Below are 24063 nucleotides of genomic sequence, written 5' to 3' on the forward strand. Positions count from 1 at the left end.
TCAAAAACATCTAACTTTCACAGGAGTTCATCATGAACAATCTTATAGAAATTAAAGAAAGCACTGTTGGGCAGGAAACTGTTCAAACAGTCAACGCACGTGAGTTGCACACATTTTTGGAAGTGAAAACCAGTTTTAAAGATTGGATCACTAGACGTATTCAAGATTATGAATTTAAGGAAGGATGTGACTTTTGCTCATTTTTGAGCGAAAGTGTAGGAGGCCGTCCTTCTAAGGATTACGCTATTACTTTAGACATGGCAAAAGAATTAGCCATGGTCGAACGTAATGAGAAAGGTAAACAAGCCCGTCAGTATTTTATCGAATGCGAACGGAAAGCAAAACAGCCTTTAAATCTCGCAAATGCTTTACAGAATCCTCTCACAATTAGGCAATTGCTTTTAGAGAGCATTACACAATTGGAAGATTTGAGAACTGAAGTTAAAACACTTAAACCAAAAGCAGAAGCACTTGAACATTTAAAACGCTCTGACGGTCTGTTTGCTTTATATGAAGCTGCAAAGATGTTAGATGTACGTCCCACAGATTTTACTAAGCACTTACAGTTCCATAAGTGGGCTTATCGTAATTTTCCGGGTGGACCCATGTTACCTTATCAGGATAAAATTAGGAAAGGACTGATGGATTGTGTAATCCACACCATTCAAAAATCAGACGGAACAAAAATGAGCGTTTCCAGTGCAAAAATCACAGTCAAAGGATTAGCATACCTGAGTGAAGAATTTGGAGGTGTGCAATGAGTAAAAGTGTCGACTTTTTATGCGATTTGTGGATGTCCTTGTTTCAGTTTGTCAGTCATGAAAGTGCTGAAGAAGAAGACTGTATTGCTCTGGTTGAAATTATGGATACAGTAGAAAAAACTTTAATTGCAAAGCTTCAAAGTGAGACTCCAGATACTCTCAAGATTATGGCAATTCTTACAGGTTTTGGCAGTTCAGAACTTCCCCGAATGTTAGATCCTTTGTTAAAAGCTTATAGTCCATGTTCGGATGAAGTATCTTATCAACTGTGAAATAAACCACATTCCCCTTCCCATCTTCTAAAGGTGGGGAGAGGTTAAATTTTTCATTTGTATGTTTAGCAAATTACTTACATTGCTGAATAGAGAAATATCATGTCCATAAAACAAAAGAAAACTAAAGCGCGTCTACCACGCGGGTTTGTTGATCGCACAGGTGTAGAGTTACAAGTACTTGAAGCAATGACGGCTCAAATACATGAAGTTTATGAGCTTTACGGTTTTGAAGCACTTGAAACACCGATTTTTGAATATACAGATGCACTTGGAAAGTCTTTACCTGATGTAGATCGCCCAAATGCAGGCGTTTTTTCTTTACAAGATGATGATGAACAATGGATGTCTTTACGCTATGATCTCACAGCACCTCTTGCGCGTTATGTTGCTGAAAATTTTGAAGTCTTACCAAAACCTTATCGTAGTTATCGTTTAGGATATGTTTTTCGTAATGAAAAGTCAGGACCAGGGCGTTTTCGTCAGTTTATGCAATTGGATGCTGATATTGTAGGGGCACCAACAGTAGCTGCTGACGCAGAAGTCTGTATGATGGCAGCAGATAGTTTAGACAAATTAGGGTTTAAACGTGATGAATATGTCATTCGTCTGAGTAATCGGAAAATTTTAGATGGTGTTTTGGAAAATATTGGTTTGGGGGAAAATGAACAATCAGACAAACGCTTAATTGTTTTTAGGGCAATTGATAAACTCGATCGACTTGGTTTGGAAGGTGTACGTTTGCTTTTAGGAGATGGCCGTTTAGATGAAAGCGGTGATTTTACGAAAGGAGCAGGACTGGCTGATGACCAGATTGAGTGTATTCTTAGTTTGTTGCGTGCGAGAAACGAAACTACAGAAGAAACGATTAATAATCTCAAAAACATAGTTGACCGTAATGTTTGTGGACTTGAAGGAATTCGTGAACTTGAAGAAATGCAGGAGATTTTTGTCGCCAATGGTTATAAGGACTGTATGAGAATTGATCCATCAGTTGTGCGAGGATTAGACTATTATACGGGGCCTGTTTTTGAAGCTGAATTATGTAATAAGCTTAGTTTTGGATCTATTGGTGGGGGTGGCCGTTATGATGGTCTGATTGCACGCTTTCGTGATGACAATGTTCCCGCGACAGGTTTTTCAATTGGTTTGTCCCGCTTAATAGCAATTTTGCAAAATGTTGGGAAATTGCGTGTGAATGCAAAGACAGGTCCAGTTGTGGTGTTGATGATGGATCAAGAGCCAGGAAGCATTGCACGTTATCAAAACATGGTGATGCAATTGCGCAATGCGGGCATTCGTTCTGAAGTATATTTAGGGGAGTCAGGTATTAAAGCGCAAATGAAATATGCGGATCGGCGCTGTGCACCTTGTGTGGTGATTCAAGGGTCACAAGAGCGCGATCGTGGAGAGGTTCAGATTAAAGATTTGGTGGAAGGTGCGCGTTTAGCTACTGAAATTAAGGATAATCAAACATGGCGTGAAAGTCGCCCTGCACAAATAACCGTTAAAGAAAATCAATTGGTTCAAGCTGTGCAGGATATTTTGGGAAAATAAAATTTCCCCCTTCATGTACCCTTTGTTAAAAGTTTACAATCCAAATTTAGAAAAATCCCTTAAAAAGGTTTCTAAATAAACCACCTTCCCCTTCCCATCTTCTAAAGGTGGGGAGACTAAGCTGCATCCTTAATTGTGATAATCACCTGTTTACCGAGAACAGCCAATGTTTGTTCCAATGTTTGAAGTTTCGTCGGATAGTTTGGATCAAGAATGCGTCGTGCCTCTGTTTCTTTTTTGCCGAGACGATTAGCTAATTCCGTTTTTGTGATATTAGCTTCATTAAAAGCTTCTACCACTGCCAATTTAAGAGCATTCCACGCATCCACTGTTACTGCCACTAAGTTTTTATACCGTTGTGGTGTAGGTAAAGGCAACCCACGCATAGTATAACTACGCAACGCCAACCCTAAAGCTTCAACCGCATGTTCTAGTGCTTCAGCACGATCTTTTCCTGCTGTAATTGCTTCAGGTACATCCGGAAAAGTTACTACAAAACCGCCATCTGGATCAGCCTCTAATTTTGCTTGATAAATATATTCCATTTTTATACCTCATTTATTACCAAAACATGTTTGAAACGAAAAATTAAAAGCGTTTGAACCGTTATTTACACCCCTAACTGCTTTTTTATTATTTTCACATAAAGGGGTGTTAACTCACCAGATTTGATAACAGTCGTCTTATCTCCAAAAGTCACTAAACAATGCGAGCCTTTACCCGCATCAAGAGCTTCACTATAATGAATGTCTCTCTTTCTAGCTTCTTTACGCAATTCCCTAAGAAGAGCTTCTCGTTTCATTTGGTCCCTCTTTAATTTTCAATACAATTTATATCGCACAAAAAAGTTCGAAAGTCAACAATAAAACAAACAAATGAAATTGTAGCACAAAAAAATATTTACGCACGGATAAAATCAACAATAAAATGTTTATTTTCAGTTATTTATGCTGTTTTTTATTTGGAAAAATGTACTGTATATGCTATAGTAAAAGCAGCTTTTCATATCCGTATTTCATTTCAATTATTTTCCTTAGAAAAGATATAAAGACATGCTTAATAAAGTAACTTTAATTGGCTATCTGGGTGCCGATCCAGAAAGCAGAACAATGCCATCTGGAGTAGAAGTGGCGAATTTTCGTATAGGCACTTCTCAAAGATATGTAGATAAAAAAACAGGTGAAAAGGTAGAGAAAACAGAATGGCATTCTATAGTGGTTTTTAATCCACATCTTGCAAAGGTTGCACTTCAGTATCTGGGTAAAGGTTCCAAGGTTTATGTTGAAGGTCAATTACAGACGCGTAAATGGCAAGATAAAAGCGGGCAAACACACTACACAACAGAAATTGTCTTGCCGCAATATAAGGGTGAATTGAAGATCCTTGATAGCGTTCAAAAGTCTGATCCTGACATGACCACTCAAGAGCAAGCAACGGCATGGGAGAATAGTAGACAACAACAGTCTTTAGAAACAACTTTGAATGACAGAATTCCGTTTTAATCAGGAGAGTTGTTCATGAAGAAACGCAAAAAAAGGGGAAAACCTAGAATAGCCGGTCAAATAAAAGAACCCAATGGACGTATCTCGCGTGCAAAAACATCTGATAAGTCTTCATATCAACAGACACTTGAAATGCGTGCCAAGCGTTATGGGATAAGCATTCAAGATGCGAAAAACCCGATTATGGGCACTTATGTAGGGCGGTTATATTTATTGGAAAAAAAGATTAATCAAGATCAGTACGACGCATCACAGCAGTATATTCAGGTGCGAAACAATTATCGGTGTGCGAAAGGATTACCAGGGGCTATTTATGATGAAATGCCAACATCTTCTGATGATAGCGAAAGGAACAAGTGGGTTGAAGTAACAACTGATCGCTATAAAGCTATGCAAGAGGTTATTAGAGAAGTACAAGTTTTGCATCGTCGGTATAATCTTCATGATGCATTAGAGCATCTGGTTATTGAAGATCAACCAATGGAACATCTTGTCAACTCTCTACGCATCGCTCTGAATGCTCTTCATAAATATTTTGATCGTTAATTAAAGAGTTGACATCAGATTTAAAATTAATAAAATGTGTATATATTTACACATTATGAGTATATAAAATGGAACAAGATAGCCGAAAAATCATTGCAAAATTGAAGTGTGACGGCTTTGAACTTGTTAAAGTAAAAGGTTCTCATCATAAATTTAAGAAAAATGGTCAAGTAATTATTGTTCCCCATCCTAAAAAAGATCTTCCAATCGGTACAGCACGTTCCATTGCACAACAAGCGGGCTGGTTAAAAAAAGGAAAAGAAGAATGAAAAGATTTTTTGCTCTTGTTCACAAGGATGAAAATTCTGCTTTTGGTGTTCAGTTTCCTGATTTTAAAGGACTATTTTCTGCTGCCGATCAGGAAGAAAATCTTATTGCTAATGCAACAGAAGCTCTTCAATTATATTGCGAAGAAATGGATAAATTGCCAACTCCTTTAAAATTTGAAGAAGTGATACAGAAAGAAACTGTCAAAATAGCTTTGTCGGAAGGAGCTTTTTTAATACAAGTTCCATTTATTGAAAATGATTCAGAAGTGGTGCGTATGAATATATCAATTGAACGAGGGCTCTTGCGCGCAATTGATGATTGTGCACAAGAAAGAGGCTTAACACGATCTGCCTTTTTAGCAACGGCAGCACGTCATGAGCTTAATATTTGAGTCATCAGATGTAATGAGAAAATTTACAATTTTTCTTCTACGACCATTTACACTTAACAAATACCATATTTAGTTTGATTGAAATAAAAAATACCAGATTGTGATTTTTTTAGTTGACATGGGGATATAAATAGTATTTAATAGCGCTACTGCACTGGTTTTGTTGCGTCTAAAATTACAGATTTATGTAAATTTTTCTTTTGAGTTTTGTTGTTAAAAGCCCTGCGTTTGCAGGGTTTTTTATTAAACAACTCAAATTTAGTCACTCCTATTTATTGACATACACTTATTGACCTCACTCTTCTTTCCTCCTGAGAGTGAGGTCTTTTTTATGTCTCAATCTCTCCAAAGGAATAATTATGGGAAAAGTACAAGTAGTTATCACAAGACCTATGTGTGTTCTTGGTGATAACAAAACAACCGTTCGTTTTGAGCCTTCCACAAAAAGTGAGCCATTCGTTGAGGTTTCTTATCAGGTGTATTGTCGCCTTAAACGCGCTGGTGCTGCCAAGGTTTATCAACAATGGCGATCACAAAACGTTAATGCAAAACCTGAGGTTAATGAGCAAGAAGTTTCTGTACCAGAACCTAATGAGCAAGAGGTCTCTGTAGATGTTAGTACTCAAGAGGTTGCACAGGTCGTTGAAGAAGTTGAACAAACTGTTGATGAAAAACCAGCGCTTAATGAACAAGAAGTTTCTATACCAGAACCTAATAAGCAAGAAGTCTCTACAGATGTAGATACGCAAGATACTGAACAGACTACTCAAGATGTTGAGCAAACGTCTATAGAATCCGACGAACAATCTCCAAAAGCAAAAACTTCTAAATCCACAACGCGTGCGACAAAAAAGGCTTAGGTTTTGGGGTTAAAGATCCATGCCAAGTGGTATCTGCAACAAGCAGAAAATACTTTTACTAGTCTTCAAGCACCGCGTCTTCATTGGGCTTTGCGTAATGCCATTAATAGCACAGCAAAGCAGGTTGAACGTTTTGCTGAAAAGAAAGTTGCAGAGGATGCTTCAATTCCACCAAAGCGCGTTAAGAAAGGTATTTATATTAGCGGCAAAGCCACAGCAAAATTTCTTGAAACGGATATCATTGGTTCAGCTTCGCTATTGCCTCTTAAGATTTTTAAGGCAAGGGAAACGAAACGTGGCGTGATTTATAAAATCTTCGGCAAAAGAGAAATTATGCCCCATGGTTTTATTCGGGGAGGAAAATTTCCAGAGCGTGTCAATCTAAAGATGGGAGGGCATGTCTTTACAAGAACCTCTGGAGATAGGTTCCCAATTGCAAAACAAGAAGGCACCTCGATTGCTTATGTCATGTCTAAACCAAAGATCTCAAGTTCTATTGAACACCATGCACGTGAGAGGCTAACCAAAAATATACAGAGCCAAATTGCTCGGCAAGAATATATGGTCAATCAAAAGGCCCCACGCTCTTAAACTATACCAATTGTATACAAACAATATGATGATTTTAATGTTTCAAACCAAACTATCGGAAGAAAAGTTTTTAAAAGGTACTTTCCAGTGGGGTACGTGTGTTGCGGGGCAATCAAGCGCAACATATCGCTAGCGACAGAATTTTTAAATGACTGTACATTGTACACATAAATTATTGGAAAATAACAATTATCATACGCTATCTTCCTTCCATGGCGAGATAGCTTTTAAGCCATTTGTTTAAATTTATCTATTTTAGCAAATTCATCAGCTTTTTCAATTTGTAGTACATTAACATCGTAAGTAGCTTGCATGTTAAGTTAACAGGATGTTAATCGCGATAACTTTTTTGTAAGTCTTGCTCAATGAGATGTCGGACATAACGTGTATAGGGAATAGCTTGGTTTTTAGCTTTTTCCTTTAAAGCGTTCATAAGCGCTTGAGGCAAACGAATATTAATAGAGGCTTCTTTAGGTAAAAATTCAAAATGGACGGGTTTAAAACCAGTTAAATCATACTCTGTAAGATCTGCAGTATCTACAAAGTTTTCTGCTTCTGCATCGGTTTTAAAAACAGGCATTTGTTTTAACTTAAAGGTTTTCATAAAAATCAATTTCCTTTTGGTGCATATAACGAGCACTAATGGGGCGCACGAATAATTTATTGTTCATTGTTCTAAAGGTAAAAACTAAAAAAATATATCGTTCATTATAGCTTTTCCCGATAGCTCTAAACCTTTCTTCTCTAACATCTGGATCATCTTTGATAACTAAGCGACCATAACCAGAGAATAGATACTCAATTTCTTTTTTAGAAACTCCATGTTTAGCACATTTAGGCCAATTACCTTCGTCCCAGTTTATACCACATATTTTAATATTTTTCATAACGAATGTATATCAAAATGTATCCACAAATACAATAAAGTCTTTTAAAAATTAGTTCAGAAAATAACAAAAACAATGAATAAAAAGAATAGAGAAGGACTGTCGGCTCGAGCGTTTGCGAAGAAGATGGGTGTTTATCCTAACGCGGTTATTGCTCGTTTTAAGACGGGAAAGTTTGATGAAGCGCTTTATGATGACGGTTCTATCAATGAAGAATTAGCCACTGCTCTATGGAATGAGAATCCCACCAAGCAAGCCTATATTGTAGGCGATGATGGAAAACCTCGCACAAAAACAAAGCAGGCTTCTATAGAAGGAGCTAATGAACACAAGATAAAACTCCAGAGAATGCAAGTCGCGCTTGAAAGAGAGAAAATTGCTCTTGAACAGTTACGAAAGACAACTGTTGATCGTGAAGGAAGGAAAGAAAAATACATTATTTTATAAAATTTTATTGTTACATCATATTGTATCACCTTAATCATTTTGATATATATATTGTTTATAAATTGGAAGTGATTCTATTAGTTTGTTTAGTGTTATTATAAAAAGCAGTTAGTATTCCTCTTCCTTTCCATGATCAAGACCCTCTCAATTATAAGGAGGAGAAGAATGACTAATACAGGAGAAGGGTTTGTTTATTTTCATGCCTGTGAAGCTTGTCAACCAGATCCCCCTTACACAGTTTCACAATGGGCAGATAAAAACCGTTATTTGAGTACAGTAGCCAGTGCTGAACCTGGATTATGGAGAACTAAACGCACCCCTTATTTACGGGAAATCATGGACAATCTTTCCTCTTACGTACCGGTTGAAAAAACAGTTGTGATGAAAGCTACACAGATTGGTATAACAGAAGCTGGCTTAAACTTTTGTGGTTACGTTATTCACCACAGTCCTGGCCCTATTCTTTATGTCATGCCTACAGTTGATCTGGCTAAGAGAGTATCTAAGACCCGTCTTGACCCTATGATTGAAGCCAGCCCTGCATTAAGCGAACGTATCTCCCCTGCCCGCGCTAGAGACAAGGGGAATACAATGTTCTCGAAAGAATTTGATGGTGGGGTATTGATGCTTACAGGAGCCAATAGTGCTGCTGGCTTGCGATCAATGCCTATTCGTTATTTGATCCTTGATGAAGTTGATGGTTATCCATTGAATGTTAATCGAAGAGGAGATCCAGTAACTCTTGCTGAAACATGTACATCAACTTTTATCCAACAAAAGATTTTCAAATTTTCTAAACCACGTCACCGTATCACAAGTCGTATCGCTAAAGATTTTGCCTTAGGAGATCAGAGATATTACAATGTGCCTTGTGATGAATGTGGTACACTTCAACCCATTGTTTGGTCGCAAATTAAATGGCCCAAAGGGGATCCTGAAAAAGCCGTATTTGCTTGTGCGCATTGTGGTCATGAACATGCTGAACACCGTAAAGAAGATTTATTGTCTGAAGAAAGGGGAGCTTGTTGGATACCGACACAAGAGGCAATGAGATCTCGTTTGCGCTCTTACCATATTTCAGCACTCTATTCACCTTGGATGACATGGGGAGAATGCGCTATCAAATTCTTAGAAGCTAAAAATGATCCTGCGCTTTTACAGGTTTTTGTCAATGGTGTTTTAGGTGAACCATGGGAAGATAAATCAGGAGAAGTCATTGATCTGGATAGTTTGTATGCCCAACGTGAAGATTATCCTCTTGCTCCTGCCCAAGCAGTCCTCCTCATAGCGGGTATTGATGTACAAAATGATCGCTTAGAGCTTGAAGTTGTAGGTTGGGGGCGTGGTGAAGAAAGTTGGAACATTGATTATCAAGTTCTGCCGGGTGATCCCTCTTCTCTCGATGTTTGGGATCAGTTGGATGAGTATCTTCGAAAACGATGGCCACATCCTGGTTTCAAAGACGGGATACAAATAGCAGCAGCTTGTATTGATACAGGAGGCAACCATACACAAGTTCACTAGCTGCTGGTGTGATTGCTAAAACAGACTTTACCCACTTTGAAAAATTAACAACGCTTCTTTTTATTTAAGGAGATAGCTCCAAGCTGTACTTAAACTTTTTTAGTGTACAGTTTTTTGAGTATCCTCAATTTCTCTTATTTCCAATTTTGGAAGATCACGAACAATTTTCATTGTTTCTAAACTTACAGTAATCACCCGTTGAAATAATTCTAAAGGGTAAGCAGGATTACCAACAGTCTCCACAGCATAGCGATTAGCATCATTAACAATGCCACTTGCTTTATCAATTTTCACAATTTGCCTATCCATAACCCATTCAAGAGCAGGTTTACCACTTACTATATAGTCGTAAGCTTCCAATGGGATATTTTGCATAGTAATTTGTGCATTATAAATCACAGTGCTTTTATCAATATCACCACGTTTACCAGCAAATTTCATCTTCTCAACACGGTAGAAATTCACTTCATCATCAATAACCCAAGTGCTTGGATCACCCTGTTTATAGGTGACGGGATATGGCTCGACCTCTTCATAGTTTGTATGCAAATCACCAAGCTTTCGACCAGCTTCAACAAAAGCCCAAAAGTCCTCTACTTTTTGACCGTTGGAATACGAGGTAATTGTTTGGAAAGATTATGAGCGTAGCGGGCACGATAATCCTCAGAATGTAAAATTCCATAAACGTAAAAGAAGAGATCATCTTTCGTAATTGTTTCATCAGGGTAGGCTTCTTTAAAATACGCTAATCCTTCATCAGTTATAGCATCACGTCGCTGTAAGCCATCTGCCTTGGCTTCCTTTACGCAATTTTCAAATAAATGTATCTGCTCTGCACCCTCATTTTCTAAAGACATAGCATTTTCGTAAACATATCTTGGAAAGCATTGACTAGCATCCATCGCACCATAATCAGGTAAATTTTTAGCCATGATAACTGAAAAGTCCCCTCTTACTCCAGGTCCTGTGATTTGTATCACCCTGTTTTCGACTGCTTCTTTTAGGGGAAATATACGCGGCATTTGAGATATTATCTCATTAAAAGCACGATTATAATAAAGCCACTGGCGTATAAAAGGTCGATAAAAACTTTGAGTAAGGCTGTCGTCCTCAAATGTAAAAATATTTCCTTTGGCTAACTGTTGTTTAATAGCTCTACTCCAACTGATCTTTCTAGCATCCGTGTTGATAAAACTATTCAAAGCATTTGCACGTGCTTTATGGTCAAAATGTAGATATGCAGCATTAAAACGCTCTACTTCACTATTATAAAAAGCAATCATATTGCTCATATTTCTTGCTAAGGCTTCATAGCTTGAATTGTATGCCCAAGCATCACGGTTTGTTACAATACCACAGGAAAAAGTTTCAAATAATTTTAGATCAGTGTCTTTTTTATTCCCTAAGGCTAGAAATTTTTCAAAATCACTATTGCGCTTGTTAAGCCAATCACCATGTTCATCTTGTGTAATCACCTGCCAGCCGTGTTCACGCTTGATGCCACCAACACTGCCCAAACGTTGAAGTTCAGAAAGTTTCTCTTTTCTCGTGAGATTATTACCAATGTCATAATAATAAATTTTTCCACGCTGTTGTGCTGCGGGATTTTTGATAAGAATAGAAATAGCAATACCTGTCATACTTCCACTCCCAAAAACATTCTGACCTTCTTGAGCACGACCTTTACTTAACATATTTTTACGAATATCACCCCGTAAATTGAGTACATAAATATTTGAGAATTCTTCATTCAAACATTTTCGTAAGCCATCCATAGAACGTGTATTAATAAACCCAGCATTTGTGATAAAGCCAATGACACCACAATCTTTTATGCGATCACTTGCCCAACGAATTGCTCGAATGTAACTGTCATAAAGTGATCGTATTAAATTACCTTTAGACTGAGCAATATAGGTTTCGTGAATACGTCTATCTAATTTGGAATAGCTGATATTTTTAGCATTGTCGTTTTCACTCTTTTGCCCGACAGAATAAGGTGGATTGCCAACGATGACACGAATATTCAGATTTTGTTGGTGTGATCGGCGTGTACTGTTATCCTTCATCAGATCACTAAACAGGTCTTTTCCTTGCTCCTGCTCATGTTTGTGCTCATAAAGCTGGAATGTATCGGTTAGACAAATCTTCTTGAATGGTACATAATCTCCACCCATAATGCCATGATATGTCGTCTCAATATTAATGGCGGCGATATAGTATGCTAACAATACTATTTCATTAGCGTGAATCTCATGACGGAATTTGTGTTCCATTTCCTCCTGTTTTATCAGACCAGATTGTAAAAGCCGTGTGATAAAAGTTCCCGTTCCCGTAAACGGGTCCACGATATGAACATCGGGTGAACCAAGTGTTTGCCCAAATTCAGTCTGTAACACCTCATTGACTGAGTTAATAATAAAATCGACAACTTCAACAGGAGTATAAACAATCCCCAGTTTTTCCACAGTGCGTGGAAAAGCATAACGAAAAAACTTATCATAAAGCTCTAAAATTAAGCTTTGTTTTGCCTGTGGATCGGTAATGCCACTGGCGCGTGTTTTTACACTATCGTAAAATTTTTCAAGATCTTTGGATTCTTTTTCAAGGTTAGCTTCATTCAGAACATCAAGCATACGCTGCATGGCACGTGACACAGGGTTATCACGAATAAATTGATACCCTTCAAACAACACTTCAAATACAGGGCGGGTGATAACATGCTGTGCGAGCATCTCAATCGCGTCATCTTCTGTGATGGCATCATTTAAATCATTACGCAGTTCTGTCAAAAATTTATCAAAGGCCTGCCGAACTTCAGTATCTGGCTCTGCTAAAATGCCTGTTAAACGCGTGATATGATTTTTGGCAATGTCAGCAATATTGCTAGCCCAATCCTCCCAATACTCACGCGTACCACATTTTTGGGCGATCTTTGCCTTGATCGCGCGCGAGAGTTCATCAACACAGAAAGAAAGCTCCCCTTGAACTTCACTTGTGGTAGTAAAGTCTTTCCTCGATGTTCCTATGTTCAAGTGTGCAGATTTTGCCTGTGTTGGAAGATCATCTACAACAGAAGTAACAGCTTGCAGCTCAGAATTTTGAGTAATGTTGATGATTTCAATCCTATTGCTTACATCTTGCCCTAGTGATGCTTGATTAATCGTAGCATCAAGACGGTCATCATGAGCACGTAAAGCATTTAAAATTTGCCAGATAACGCGATACTTTTCATTGTTGTTTAGGGCTTGTTCCACTGGAATACCATAAGGAATTCCAACTGGTAGAATGACATAGCCCATTTTTTTACCTTCAGCACGACGCATCACACGCCCAACGGACTGAACAACATCTATCACGCTCTTACGCGGGTGTAAAAATATGATGGCATCAAGAGCTGGAACATCCACCCCTTCAGATAGACAGCGTGCATTCGTCAAAACACGGCAAACATTATCCCCAGCATCAGCTTTCAACCAATCAAGCAATATACTACGCTCTTTAGCATTAAATGTGCCATCAACATGTTTAACTTCACATTTCAGAGATGGTTCGTTTTCAGTATTTTCTTTATTGATATAATCAAGATATTCTTCAACAACTGCAGAAAACTCATCACGGAGCAGTTTAGAGCTTTCGATATCTTTACAAAATGTTAAAACACGCTGCATAGGCGCAGGGTCAAAGCTAACGTCAGCTTTTATGTCGGTTTTGGTTAGGGCCTTATAACACCCAATGATCTTTGTTGCATCATCAAGGATAAGTTTAGAATCGCTATCACTAAGGCGCTTTTGTACAGCTGAACTCACAAGTTTTTCGTCCATTGTCAATACGATGACTTTGTAGTCTGTTAAAAGACCATTTTGCACTGCCCATGAAAAGCCGCGATAAAAAAGTGTTTTACCAAAGAGCTGCTCATCATCCATTGAAGCAAGAACTGCACCAACTGCGTTGGCTTGACTTTTTACGTTATCACCAAAAATACGGGGTGTTGCTGTCATATAAAGGCGCTTTTTTGCACGAATAAACTCATTAGAGTGCACTTTAATGAAGTTAGATTCACTTTTTCCACTTACTGTTGCACCTGTTGTACGATGAGCTTCATCACAAATGACAAGATCAAATGCAGGTAAGCCATGTTCGTTTTGGGCATCAGAAACAACTTGAATAGATTGATAGGTTGCAAACACAACGGTCATTTCGTCTGCCACAACATCGCTAGCATTTTTTGCAAGTTGAGCAGCATTGGTTGTTGCTGGAAAAACAAGATCCGACACATCAATTTCAGCAATATCATCGTTATTTTTACGACGTTTTCCAACTTGTGTATCTGAACACACTGCAAAGGATCTTAAGTGGATTTGTGCATCGGTTGCCCATTCACGCACCGTTTGTGACATGAGAGCAAGGGAGGGAACAAGAAATAAGACACGCTTACCCTTACCTGCTAAATCCTCAGCAATCTTGAGACTGGTAAATGTCTTACCTGTACCACAGGCCATAATAAGCTTGCCACGGTCTGCTTCAGCAAGCCCAGAACGCACAGCATGCAATGCCTCCTTCTGGTGTTCACGCAAATCTTTTTTTGGTGCCAGAACAATTTGATTTTTAGCTGCAAAGATTTCCCAACGGATAGGACTTTGTTGCATATCAGAAAGATTGATCCGTATAACAGGGATACTTTGCCCCTCTTTCATTGTTTCAGCATTGTCACTCCAAGGTTTTTCGGTACTGTCTATAACAACACGTCGCTTGAATGGAGATTTACCTGATGCTGAAATAAAGCTGTCAATATCTCTTTTTCTAATTCTATAGTCTGCATCATAGAATTTACATTGGATGGCTGCAAAACCGTCTTCTTTACGAAGCTTTGCGACAAGATCTATACCGGTATCGCGAGCATCCCAACCATTTTCTTTAGCCCAATCTTTAAAGGTTTGAACATTTTCATATTCATCACATTGGGCAGGATCATGAGTGAGATAAGTAAGAGCAAGACGCTCAAAATATGTTCCTTTGTCCCGTTGGGTACGTGCTTCTTCACGATATGTCTGCAAAAGCGACTGTAGTGTCTTCTCTGCCATATATTCCCCGCTCATTATTCCCGCGTAAAAGTATCTTCAACTATCGCGTTTAGAAAAATTCGTCAACCTGGCAATATGTTGTTCTACATAAAAGATACAAAATTACTTAACAAATGAGCTGTTTTATTTGTAGACAGAATAAATCTTATAAATTTCTATTATTTTTTATAATAAAATAGTGAAATTATACTATTAGCTATATCCTTTTGACGAAAGTAATTTAAATGGCAGTAAATTCTATGGCTTCCTTAACAGTTCAAAGCTTTTAAATGAGCTAATAAATGTCGTGTAAAGTGAAAATAGAAAGCAATTCTATGCATCTTTCTATAATCAGTTTTGTACTCTTTTCTACCACTGTATCACCTATTGTATAATGTTCCTTGATATAGCTTAACAGCTTCTCTACCCAAGGCTTAACCCCAGGTGAAGGAGATGATCAAAAAGCAGCATCAGCAGCACAAAACCCAGAGACAATTGAAGAGTATGATGAAGGTGTTATTCATATGGATGAATCCCCTTTGCGTTCATTAGCTCGGTCAGCAAAACCACTTCAAAAACAAGACACACTTAAAAAGCAAGAGGAATTGGGTAAGAGCAGATAAGTTGGAACTTGTGGTACGATTGCTGGTTTAGATGGCACTTTTCCTGGATGACGAGGATGAGGATCAATATATTTACTTTCAAGACGAAAATCCCAAAAATCTCCCTCTCCCCCAACCAATCTTTGTTCAGGATTTGCTTTCCCTACATTAGAATCAGGACCATAAGCAACAAGATGATATTGGTAAGGAGAATTATTTAATGTGATATAACCATAATTTAACTTGAAAGAATCTTGCTTTGCCGTTCCAGAAACCTGCACTATTGATATACTTTGATTGTTATCATCTTTATTGTCATTACCTGATGTAGCATGTATATGAATTTTAGTTGTCCCCAAAACGTTACCATGAATCAGAACACGGTCGGTTTTATCAGGATCAAGTGACTTATCAAGTTGAGTATTGATATGAAGCTGCGCATCACCTTGAGCAAGATAAATGTTATCCTGCCCTGTTCCAATGTACAGTGTTTGATAATTACCCGAAGTTTGTCTTTCAAAAATGATAGCACTATCTTTAAGTATTACATCAGAAATAGATGAAGATAAATTCTGTGAATTTTGATTTTTTCTGTTTGTTAGGACCCATTTTGATTTATTCGTTAAATAAAACAGAGCATCGGATTCATGATCAACATGCGAACCACCAGTCAGTGAGGAGGTATTTGCCGCAAGCATTACAGAAGATCCATTTTTAGCTTCTAATAAAAGATTACCCGAGATATCTGAGTTCTTTAAAGCAATGAAACTCTTAGCTCCTTTTCCATGAATAGCTGTGCTATTTGTAGCTTTTAAAATTGTTTGTGTTAAACTAACAAATCCTATGCCCTCCCTTTTGCTTATTTCTGAAACATCTAGATTTTGCGCAGCTTTTCGGGATCCTTTTAGCCGTACTTGAGATGCCGGTTTGTGTGACCCAAAAAGACTTATACCATAGGAATTTTTACCATTTACTGTAATCGTTGAGCTTTCAACATTCACTGTTCCACTATCGATATAGATTCCTTCAGCAACATGTGTGAATTCCGAACGGAGAAGTGTGATTTTTGCACTGTTTGTTACATGTATGCCCCGTCCTTTGTCTCCAGGTCCTTTAATTATAATTCTGTTTGCCTTAATATCTGCTCCCTTTCCGTCTGCTTTAATGAAATCAGCAGTATTGGTATTTCCTGTATATTTCATGTTGACTTTATTTAAAATAGCTTTTCCGAAGTTTAAACTGACCCCATGTTGTCCTTTAAAACTCATTGAAGTACTGATCATAGTTAGCTCAGCGTTTTCAATGGTTATTCCCTTATCAACATCGTTTAAGCTTGTACGGATTAGGATTGCATGTCCACCTTTTGTAACGTGTGCCCCTTTTCCACTGTTATTAGCATTAATTGTTACATCTATTGTTTTAATAACAGCCTCTCTTCCTTCTACTTTAATGAAGTCAGTAGTATTGCTAGAACCTTTATAATTCATCTGTACATTATTGAGCAGAACCTTTCCCCCGTTCATTTTGATAGCATATTGCCCTACAAAATTAATAGCACCATTACCCATCCATACAGATGCATTATTAACGGTCATTGCATTTTGCACCTGCGTTAAATGTGAATGGTTCAGAGTGACATGTCCACCCTCTGTCACATGCAGCCCCTGTCCTTTATTATTTCCTGTGATCATCACCTTTATTGCAGCAACACTTGCCTCTCTTCCTGCAACATTAATGAAGTCTGCATCATGCTTAGATCCTTGATATGTCATCATAACCTTTTTTAAGACAGCCGTTCCCTCATAAAGATAAATACCGTGATCTCCATGGAAAGTAATAGCTCCTCCCTCCATCTTGACAGCCCCATTTGTAATACTCATCCCCTTATTGACCTTCCCTACCGTCACTTTGTTCAATATCATCGTCCCATCACTCACCTCCACTCCCGTACTCTTCTCACTTTCATCTCCCATAATCCTCGTACCCGTCAAAGTAGCCGTCGCCTTTCCCTTTACCCAAAGTGTCCCCCCAGCGATAGCAATCCCCTTTTCCACCTGCGAGATTGTTCCCCCAATTACATTCAGCTTCCCATCCCCCATCATAGTAATCCCTGTTGCGACTTTTTGAATTGTCACGTCATTGATTGTGACCATTTCTGAATTACTGATAACCACTCCTGCCCCTGTTTCAGTAAGACCAGCCCCTGTAATATTAAGCTCTGTCACATGAGCCTTTTTCAATCCCTCCATCTGAATACCAAACCCAAAGCCTTTGCTTTTTTCTAAAGTAATTGCCCCTCCCGTTATCGTCATTTCTCCCGTTAGCGTCTGCGTCCCTTTTGTCTTCCACACTAGCCTCGTCCCTTTTGTCTTCCACACTAGCTTCTCATTTATTGTATCTGTCTCATTCTTCACAGTTTTATTAGCGACCCATATTCCCTTCTGTACCCCTGAGATTTTGACATCGATCAACTCCAATGCCGCCCCCTTTCCCCTCATCTCCATCCTCACCCCTGTCTCAGCGGAACTAGATCCTGTAATATTGACCTTATTGAAGAAAGCATATCCCTCTGAGAGATAAACCCCATGTTGTCCCTTAAACCCAATTTCCCCTCCAGTCATCCAGACAGATCCGTTTATGATCGTCATACCTTTATATACATTTGTAAGAGAGGAAGTCCCTTTCAGTACAACTTTAGCGCTATCCCGCACCATCATCCCAGTCTCAGCAGAACCAGATCCTATAATTTTGACCCCCTCTAGATTAGCATACCCCTTTGAAAGATAGATCCCGTAACCTTTCTTAAATTCAATCGTCCCCGTACTCACGTTCAACATCCAATCCCCTATCATACTTATCCCCGTCGCAACCTCCTTTATCATCACATCTTCCAATTTCACCGTTCCCTTTCCAACCACCTCCATCCCCACTCCTATCTCAGCAGAACCAGGTCCTGTAATAGTAACCTTATTTAAGAAAGCATATGCATCCTCCATCTTGACCCCATACTCTCCCATAAATTCAATCTCTCCTCCCTCCATCTTGACAGCCCCTTCTGTGACAGTTATCCCATTTTCGATATCCTTCAAATCGACCTCTTTCAACAACAGCGTTCCCTTTTGTGACACCTCGATTGCCGTACGCTCCATAGCTGTTGTCCTAACTGTCGTCCTCACTCTCCCCCAATCCTCTCCCTTAACCACTATACCTGCCAAATAAGCATTACCCCCCATTATTTTAAGCCCAACCCCTCCATCCCCATCTGCTAAAGTAATCTTCGTTCTTCCCTCCATCATCAAAATCCCACCCCCTGCCATAGTTACCCCCGTTGTGACCCCTGAAACCTCCACATCAACCAACTGCACCATTCCATGGACTATCTCCAACCCCGTACTCCTGTCACTTCCATCACCCCTAATCTCCCCTCCAATCATCTTTAGCATCCCACTTCCTTTTACACTTGCCCCCATTTGTACATTCTCAATCTTCACCCTTTCTAACAACACTGTCCCCTTCCCACTTATCCATATCCCTACTTTTCCTGTTCCTTTTCCATCGATAGTGAGATCTTCTAAACCAGCTCCCCCCTTTGAAAGATAAACCCCATAACTCCCCTTAAACCCAATCTCTCCCTTGACCATCTTGACAGCTCCCTGTGTAATACTCACCCCACTTCCGACATCTCTCAAGTTTGTGCCATACAACCCTACTAACCCTTCATTAATTTTAATCCCCACTCCTCCTGCTCCCTTTCCATCGATAGTAAGATCTTCTAAATGAGCATATCCCTTTGTAAGACTAACCCCATGCCCTCCCTTAAACTCAATCTCTCCCCTAATCATCTGTACAATTCCCTTGTCGATAGTCATCCCATTTGCAACCTCTCTTATATTTGTCTCATGCAGCAACGCCACTCCCCCCTTCATCTCCAACCCCGTACCTGTTTCATCCCCCTCAATTGTCGTATCCGTCAAACCAACCTTCTCCACCCCCACGCATACACCCCAATCCCACCCCCCTTAAACTTAATCACCGTATCCGTCAAATTAACCGTTTTCGTCCCATTCCACACATACACCCCCGTCCCCGCTCCCGTTAAATTAATCGTCCCCCCCTCACCTCCAACTTCTCACCCCCATACACCCACACCCCCGTTTGCACCTTATCAATCGATCCCCCATTCAACGTCACTACTGTTCCCGTTACCCCCTGCACTCCCACCCCATAACTCTTCGCACTCCTATCTCCCGTAATCTTCGTCCCCGTCAAACTAACCGTTTTCGTCCCATTCCACACATACACCCCCGTCCCCGCTCCCGTTAAATTAATCGTCCCCCCCTCACCTCCAAACTCTCACCCCCATTCACATACACCCCCTGATTGACCTTCTCAATCGTCACCTCATTCAACGTCACCGTCCCTTTCACATTCTGCGCCCACACCCCTATCCCTTGATTTCCCCCTCCCGTAATCGTCGTCCCCGTCAAATTAACCGTCGCCGTTCCCTGCACCTTAACCCCTCTCCCATCCCCCTTAAACCCAATCGTCCCCCCATTCATCGTCAAACTTGTCCCCCCATTCATGTTTATCCCAACCCCACCTGTCCTCCCATCCCCCTCAACCGTAATCGACCCGCCAGTCACCGTCAGCGTCCCACTTGTCGCACTCACCCCCGTTCCCACCTGTAAAATATTCACACTAGTCAACGTCATTTTCCCCGTGCTTCCCATAGTTATCCCCACCCCATGACCCTTTCCATCTCCCTCAATCGTCGTCCCCGTCAAATTCACCGCCCCCGTCACATTCTGCGCATGCACCCCCGTACCTGTTCCTGTAAAATTAATCTCCGTCCCCCCACTCACCTCTAACTTTGTCCCCCCAGTCATGTTTATCCCCTTTCCGCCATTCTCAACCGTAATCGACCCGCCAGTCACCGTCAGCGTCCCCTTTGTCGCACTCACCCCCGTTCCCACCTTTGAAATATTCACACTATTCAACGTCATCTCCCCCGAACTCCCCATAGTCACCCCCGTATTCCCTCCCATAATCACCGTATTTGTCAAAGTAGCTTCTACCGATCCCCCACATTCACCCCAATCCCACCCCCCTTAACCGTAATCGTCCCCTGATTCATGTTCAACGTCCCCCCAGTCATGTTTATCCCCGTCCCACCATCCGCAACCGTAATCTGCGTTCCCCCTTTCACCTTCAGCGTCCCCTTTGTTGCCTCTATCCCCTTCATGAAGCTTGAAATATTCACCCCCTCCAACGTCACGTTCCCTCCCATCATCTGTACCCCCGTTCCTGTTCTATCTCCCGTAATCGACCCCTGTTTCATGATCACCGTCCCCTCACCCACCTTAACCCCCGTCCCATTTTCCACAACCGTAATCCTCGTATTCGTCAAAGTAGCATTCACCGTCCCCTCCCCCACCTTAACCCCAACCCCTCCCGTACCCGTAACCATAATCATCGTCTCCCCCATCATATTCAACGTTCCACTCCTCTCCACCTTAACCCCGATCCCATTACCCCCCCTAACCGTAATCTGCGTCTCCCCCATCACACTAGCCGTCCCACTCACCACCTGCATCGCTGTCTTCATCCCCGTCATCGTCACATCATTCAACGTCAAATCCCCACTCCCCGAAACCACCATCCCCGTACCCTTATTATCTCCCGTAATTGTCTTCAACGTCACACTAGCCTTCCCCCCTCCCTCCACCTGAATCGCAATACCCTCTCCTGTAACATTCATACTCCCCCTACCACTTATACTCGCCTCTCCACTACCCCTCGCAATCCTTATCGCCGTTGTGACCTTATCAAAAGTCACACCCTCTTCCACATACACCATTCCCCCATTACTTATCTCCATCCCCGTACTCTCCACCCCCCCACTTCCCACTCCCGTAATCTCCGTCTTCCCTTTCAATGACAAATTTCCTCCCTTCACCTTAAACCCATGCCCTCCCTCCTTAATCGTAATAGACTTCCTACCAGTCTCCCCTAGCAGCATAACAGTAGAGCCCTTCCCATCAATCTCTACCGCCGTTTTGACATCTGAAATATTCAACACCCCCTCCAACACCAACGTCCCCTTCTTCACCTTAACAGCCGGCTTATTAGCATCAGCACCCTCACCATTAACCGTCAGACTCTCTATCGTAATAATTGCCCCCTGCCCCTTCACCGTGACAGCAGCTTCTTGACCTTCATCAGAGACTTTTCCCATATCTATTTCTCGAGGCCCCTTCAGAAACTTTGATCCACTCTCACACACAATCGGCTCACCAGGCCGATCAGTCCCCCCATTCCCCTGAACATCACCCGTACAATTTTGTGATTGAGCAACTGCATTTTTCGGATAGAGGCAATGAGCCAGAGCTGCCAACAGAGCGGTTGATAGGATACAAGAACAAATATGATTATTTAAGACACGACGCATAACTCTCACCCACACTTTCTCCCAAAACCAATGGGATCAAAAGAGGAAAACGATTTTTCAAAAAACAGAAAAATAAAACCAACACCTCAAACCCAATAACTGGGCAAAAAAACCACAAAATTCTCCCCACAACATTCTATCCTACATCATCATCTCAAGAAGAACCCCTGTGGAACCAAAACCAAAACAATCACCTTAAAACTAAAAATTAAACTTAAAAAAATTCATCAAAAAACACACAAAACATAAAATCATATCCAAAAATCATAACCAGCATCACACAGACAGAAAAAACAAAAACACTCAAAACAGACCTACGAGTGTTCAAGCGATCCGCGACACGAAAACAGAGACATTTATAGGCGCTCAAGCTGTAAAACTTGGGTTAGCAGATGCGCAAGGCACATTTGCACAAGCATTGGCAGCTCTTGTTGCAGCTAATTTTCTCAAACCGTGAGCTGATTTCTTAGCGCCAGCTTCGTTACGAGCTTTCCGCACAATTGCCTGCAGGAGAGGAAAGCGAAAAAATTAAAGTTTCTGCAGAAGAAAATGCTGTCGACGTTGGTGTTAACACTGAAGTTTTTAACAAAGATAATAACGTCAATGAAAATAAATACGTAGTTATTCAAGCGACACTTGAACAAGAAAGAAGGCGTGCTCAGGGCTTTATGACTTTGGAAAAGCAAGCGCAGCGTTTAGGTGTTTCTTTCAATGCAGCACAAGCTATTCAAGATGGTATGAGCTTAGAAGAAGCAAAGAGCATTATTCTAGCTAATGCTACGTCACAAAGCGAGGCTTTAGCCGTATCGTCTTATGCACCCCATCCGGAAGTAAACACTCAGACAAATATTTATGCAAAATGGGAAAAAGTTTGGAGGGCAATATAATGAGTAAAGTTTTTTATGAAGGTCCTCGTGATAGCGCTTATCTTGGGCGTTATGATCCTGACATGTCAAACGAGGAAGTAATCTTTGCACAAGGAGATGAAGTTGTAGCGGGAACCGTCATGGGGCTTGTGAAATCAACGGGCAAATATGTGCCGTTTAATCCTGATGCATCAGATGGCAGTGAAATTCCAGCGGGAATTTCTTATGCCAATGTTGATGTATCACAAAGCGATCAACGTGCAACGATTACAGTGCGTTTATGCACAGTAAAAAAATCTGAACTGATATGGCCTGACAAAATTGACGAAAAGAAAAAGGAAACTGCCATTCAGATCTTAGAAAAAAATAACATTCTATTGCGATAGGAAACATACAAATATGGATATAAAATCTTTTAATCATGATGCTTTTTCATCGGTAACAATGATGAAAGCAATTGAAAACTATGAGTTTAAACCTAGTCTGATTGGCTCACTTGATCTTTTTGAAGAAGTTGAAACAACTACAACATCTGTTAGTATTGAGAGATGTAATAATACATTATCGCTCATTCCAACAAGTGAACGCGGTGCGCCTTTAATAGAAGCAGGTAGAGATAAGCGTAATATTCGATATTTTGAAACAACACGTATTGCCAAAAGCGATACTATAAAATCAGGAGAAATTCAAAACCGACGAGAATTTGGTACAGAAGACCAGCTTGAAACAGCGATGAAATTTATCGCTAAAAGACAAAAAAAACTGATCAAAGAAATCGAACTGACCTGGGAAAATATGCAGCTTGGAGCTATTCAAGGTGTTGTTCTTGATGCTGACGGATCAGTGGTCTATGATTGGTACAAGGAATGGGGAATCACACCACCAAAGGCTATTAATTTTAAACTCGATGATGACACAACAGATGTTGCCAATATGGTTGATCAAGTTGTCACCAATATGGTGGAAGCATCAAGTGGTGCATTTTCCAATTGGTCATGGATTATTGGGCTTTGTGGACGTGAATTCTTTTCAAAATTAAAAAATCACAAAACAGTTCGTGAAACCTATCTCAACACACCCTTAGCACAAACATTAAATAGCCCAAAAGGTATTGCAACACCTGGAGCTATTGGATCAGGAAGTTTCGGGAGTTTTGACTTTGCTGGTGTAACATTTATCAATTATCGTAATATTGGTAACTATAATGTAAACGCTAAAGCTGGCACCAAACAAGCTATAGGGATTAAGCCTAATGAATGCCGATTCTTCCCTGTTAACGCACCTGGTGTATTCCAAAAAACATTTGCTCCGGGTGAAACCTGGGAGTTTGTCAATACAGTTGGCAAACCTCTTTATACTACACTTACTGTAGATCGCGAACATAACGCATGGGTGAGACCTGAAGTATACAGTTACCCACTCTTCATTTGCACGCGTCCTGAAATGCTCTTCAAAGCAGTAGTGGGAGAAAAATAA

20 protein-coding genes and 4 pseudogenes are annotated in these 24063 nt (G+C 40.3%); 15 read left to right on the plus strand and 9 right to left on the minus strand.

Translation table 11 applies throughout. The features are described from left to right. Nucleotides 1–32: 32 nt before the first annotated feature. From BscR1v2_RS04050 to hisS, 3 genes are all read left to right on the plus strand, one after another. Complete coding sequence (locus BscR1v2_RS04050; protein WP_078689829.1) at nt 33–761, plus strand: antA/AntB antirepressor family protein; 729 nt, start codon at nt 33–35, stop codon at nt 759–761. Further along, nucleotides 758–1033, plus strand: coding sequence for a hypothetical protein (locus BscR1v2_RS04055; RefSeq protein WP_078689830.1), 276 nt, complete (start codon nt 758–760; stop codon nt 1031–1033). Before BscR1v2_RS04050 ends, BscR1v2_RS04055 begins: the two co-directional genes overlap by 4 nt. A gap of 102 nt (nt 1034–1135) precedes the next feature. Beyond that, on the plus strand, nt 1136–2590 hold the full coding sequence (hisS, locus tag BscR1v2_RS04060; protein WP_078689831.1) for a histidine--tRNA ligase: 1455 nt from the start codon (nt 1136–1138) through the stop codon (nt 2588–2590). A gap of 116 nt (nt 2591–2706) precedes the next feature. Here the strand turns inward: hisS and BscR1v2_RS04065 are convergent, their stop codons facing one another. Next, complete coding sequence (locus BscR1v2_RS04065) at nt 2707–3135, minus strand: type II toxin-antitoxin system HicB family antitoxin (protein WP_078689832.1); 429 nt, start codon at nt 3133–3135, stop codon at nt 2707–2709. A 65-nt stretch (nt 3136–3200) separates the two neighbouring features. Continuing rightward, a complete protein-coding gene (locus BscR1v2_RS04070) occupies nt 3201–3392 on the minus strand; it encodes a hypothetical protein (RefSeq protein ID WP_078689833.1) in 192 nt (63 codons plus the stop codon). Between the two features lie 250 nt (nt 3393–3642). Here BscR1v2_RS04070 and ssb point away from each other — a divergent pair, with 250 nt between their 5' ends. From ssb to BscR1v2_RS04100, 6 genes are all read left to right on the plus strand, one after another. After that, nucleotides 3643–4092, plus strand: coding sequence for a single-stranded DNA-binding protein (gene ssb / locus BscR1v2_RS04075; RefSeq protein WP_078689834.1), 450 nt, complete (start codon nt 3643–3645; stop codon nt 4090–4092). Between the two features lie 15 nt (nt 4093–4107). After that, nucleotides 4108–4638: a hypothetical protein gene (locus tag BscR1v2_RS04080; RefSeq protein WP_078689835.1), complete on the plus strand. Its 531-nt coding sequence runs from the start codon at nt 4108–4110 to the stop codon at nt 4636–4638. Nucleotides 4639–4706: 68 nt separating this feature from the next. Continuing rightward, on the plus strand, nt 4707–4907 hold the full coding sequence (locus BscR1v2_RS04085) for a type II toxin-antitoxin system HicA family toxin (RefSeq protein ID WP_010703152.1): 201 nt from the start codon (nt 4707–4709) through the stop codon (nt 4905–4907). Further along, the gene (locus BscR1v2_RS04090) at nt 4904–5299 is read left to right on the plus strand and encodes a type II toxin-antitoxin system HicB family antitoxin (protein ID WP_078689836.1); all 396 of its coding nucleotides are present in this window, start codon (nt 4904–4906) and stop codon (nt 5297–5299) included. The genes BscR1v2_RS04085 and BscR1v2_RS04090 overlap by 4 nt, the downstream gene beginning before the upstream one ends. Nucleotides 5300–5658: 359 nt before the next feature. Continuing rightward, on the plus strand, nt 5659–6159 hold the full coding sequence (locus BscR1v2_RS04095) for a hypothetical protein (protein WP_078689837.1): 501 nt from the start codon (nt 5659–5661) through the stop codon (nt 6157–6159). Nucleotides 6160–6162: 3 nt separating this feature from the next. Beyond that, on the plus strand, nt 6163–6750 hold the full coding sequence (locus tag BscR1v2_RS04100; RefSeq protein ID WP_078689838.1) for a hypothetical protein: 588 nt from the start codon (nt 6163–6165) through the stop codon (nt 6748–6750). 331 nt (nt 6751–7081) lie between these two features. On the opposite strand, the gene BscR1v2_RS04105 is transcribed toward BscR1v2_RS04100, so the two are convergent. After that, the gene (locus tag BscR1v2_RS04105; RefSeq protein WP_078689839.1) at nt 7082–7354 is read right to left on the minus strand and encodes a CopG family antitoxin; all 273 of its coding nucleotides are present in this window, start codon (nt 7352–7354) and stop codon (nt 7082–7084) included. Next, on the minus strand, nt 7341–7637 hold the full coding sequence (locus tag BscR1v2_RS04110; protein WP_078689840.1) for a BrnT family toxin: 297 nt from the start codon (nt 7635–7637) through the stop codon (nt 7341–7343). Before BscR1v2_RS04110 ends, BscR1v2_RS04105 begins: the two co-directional genes overlap by 14 nt. A gap of 75 nt (nt 7638–7712) precedes the next feature. On the opposite strand from BscR1v2_RS04110, the pseudogene BscR1v2_RS04115 reads away from it, so the two are divergent. Together BscR1v2_RS04115 and BscR1v2_RS04120 are read left to right on the plus strand one after the other, a co-directional pair. Beyond that, nucleotides 7713–8066: pseudogene (locus tag BscR1v2_RS04115) on the plus strand (hypothetical protein); the annotation flags it as partial. A gap of 183 nt (nt 8067–8249) precedes the next feature. Continuing rightward, a pseudogene (locus BscR1v2_RS04120) lies at nt 8250–9599 on the plus strand (phage terminase large subunit family protein); the annotation flags it as partial. Nucleotides 9600–9707: 108 nt separating this feature from the next. Here the strand turns inward: BscR1v2_RS04120 and BscR1v2_RS04125 are convergent. The 5 genes and pseudogenes from BscR1v2_RS04125 to BscR1v2_RS04145 form a co-directional block, all read right to left on the minus strand. Then, a pseudogene (locus BscR1v2_RS04125) lies at nt 9708–14692 on the minus strand (DEAD/DEAH box helicase). Nucleotides 14693–15242: 550 nt separating this feature from the next. Continuing rightward, nucleotides 15243–19247 carry a NosD domain-containing protein gene (locus BscR1v2_RS04130; RefSeq protein ID WP_153301977.1) on the minus strand — a complete coding sequence of 1335 codons (4005 nt, stop codon included), beginning with the start codon at nt 19245–19247 and terminating at the stop codon, nt 15243–15245. Nucleotides 19248–19368: 121 nt separating this feature from the next. Then, nucleotides 19369–19575: a hypothetical protein gene (locus BscR1v2_RS04135; RefSeq protein ID WP_153301978.1), complete on the minus strand. Its 207-nt coding sequence runs from the start codon at nt 19573–19575 to the stop codon at nt 19369–19371. 17 nt (nt 19576–19592) lie between these two features. Then, complete coding sequence (locus tag BscR1v2_RS04140) at nt 19593–20336, minus strand: hypothetical protein (protein ID WP_153301979.1); 744 nt, start codon at nt 20334–20336, stop codon at nt 19593–19595. A gap of 8 nt (nt 20337–20344) precedes the next feature. Then, nucleotides 20345–21721: a hypothetical protein gene (locus tag BscR1v2_RS04145; protein ID WP_078689844.1), complete on the minus strand. Its 1377-nt coding sequence runs from the start codon at nt 21719–21721 to the stop codon at nt 20345–20347. Nucleotides 21722–22046: 325 nt separating this feature from the next. Here BscR1v2_RS04145 and BscR1v2_RS08245 point away from each other — a divergent pair. The 4 genes and pseudogenes from BscR1v2_RS08245 to BscR1v2_RS04160 all read left to right on the plus strand — a co-directional run. Continuing rightward, nucleotides 22047–22151 (plus strand): annotated as a pseudogene (locus BscR1v2_RS08245) (S49 family peptidase); the annotation flags it as partial. A gap of 70 nt (nt 22152–22221) precedes the next feature. Beyond that, the gene (locus BscR1v2_RS04150; RefSeq protein ID WP_236828975.1) at nt 22222–22608 is read left to right on the plus strand and encodes a hypothetical protein; all 387 of its coding nucleotides are present in this window, start codon (nt 22222–22224) and stop codon (nt 22606–22608) included. Beyond that, on the plus strand, nt 22608–22973 hold the full coding sequence (locus BscR1v2_RS04155) for a head decoration protein (RefSeq protein ID WP_078689845.1): 366 nt from the start codon (nt 22608–22610) through the stop codon (nt 22971–22973). The genes BscR1v2_RS04150 and BscR1v2_RS04155 overlap by 1 nt, the downstream gene beginning before the upstream one ends. Nucleotides 22974–22986: 13 nt before the next feature. Then, complete coding sequence (locus tag BscR1v2_RS04160) at nt 22987–24063, plus strand: major capsid protein (RefSeq protein ID WP_078689846.1); 1077 nt, start codon at nt 22987–22989, stop codon at nt 24061–24063.

Origin of the sequence: Bartonella schoenbuchensis R1, assembly GCF_002022685.1 — a bacterium.
In the GTDB taxonomy this organism is placed as follows: Bacteria; Pseudomonadota; Alphaproteobacteria; order Rhizobiales; family Rhizobiaceae; genus Bartonella; species Bartonella schoenbuchensis.

Excerpts from the sequence above, each read along its gene's own strand:
- BscR1v2_RS04050 (WP_078689829.1), top strand. The coding sequence starts at position 33 with ATGAACAATCTTATAGAAATTAAAGAAAGCACTGTTGGGCAGGAAACT.
- BscR1v2_RS04055 (WP_078689830.1), top strand. The coding sequence starts at position 758 with ATGAGTAAAAGTGTCGACTTTTTATGCGATTTGTGGATGTCCTTGTTT.
- hisS (WP_078689831.1), top strand. The coding sequence starts at position 1,136 with ATGTCCATAAAACAAAAGAAAACTAAAGCGCGTCTACCACGCGGGTTT.
- BscR1v2_RS04065 (WP_078689832.1), bottom strand. The coding sequence starts at position 3,135 with ATGGAATATATTTATCAAGCAAAATTAGAGGCTGATCCAGATGGCGGT.
- BscR1v2_RS04070 (WP_078689833.1), bottom strand. The coding sequence starts at position 3,392 with ATGAAACGAGAAGCTCTTCTTAGGGAATTGCGTAAAGAAGCTAGAAAG.
- ssb (WP_078689834.1), top strand. The coding sequence starts at position 3,643 with ATGCTTAATAAAGTAACTTTAATTGGCTATCTGGGTGCCGATCCAGAA.
- BscR1v2_RS04080 (WP_078689835.1), top strand. The coding sequence starts at position 4,108 with ATGAAGAAACGCAAAAAAAGGGGAAAACCTAGAATAGCCGGTCAAATA.
- BscR1v2_RS04085 (WP_010703152.1), top strand. The coding sequence starts at position 4,707 with ATGGAACAAGATAGCCGAAAAATCATTGCAAAATTGAAGTGTGACGGC.
- BscR1v2_RS04090 (WP_078689836.1), top strand. The coding sequence starts at position 4,904 with ATGAAAAGATTTTTTGCTCTTGTTCACAAGGATGAAAATTCTGCTTTT.
- BscR1v2_RS04095 (WP_078689837.1), top strand. The coding sequence starts at position 5,659 with ATGGGAAAAGTACAAGTAGTTATCACAAGACCTATGTGTGTTCTTGGT.
- BscR1v2_RS04105 (WP_078689839.1), bottom strand. The coding sequence starts at position 7,354 with ATGAAAACCTTTAAGTTAAAACAAATGCCTGTTTTTAAAACCGATGCA.
- BscR1v2_RS04110 (WP_078689840.1), bottom strand. The coding sequence starts at position 7,637 with ATGAAAAATATTAAAATATGTGGTATAAACTGGGACGAAGGTAATTGG.
- BscR1v2_RS04145 (WP_078689844.1), bottom strand. The coding sequence starts at position 21,721 with ATGCGTCGTGTCTTAAATAATCATATTTGTTCTTGTATCCTATCAACC.
- BscR1v2_RS04155 (WP_078689845.1), top strand. The coding sequence starts at position 22,608 with ATGAGTAAAGTTTTTTATGAAGGTCCTCGTGATAGCGCTTATCTTGGG.
- BscR1v2_RS04160 (WP_078689846.1), top strand. The coding sequence starts at position 22,987 with ATGGATATAAAATCTTTTAATCATGATGCTTTTTCATCGGTAACAATG.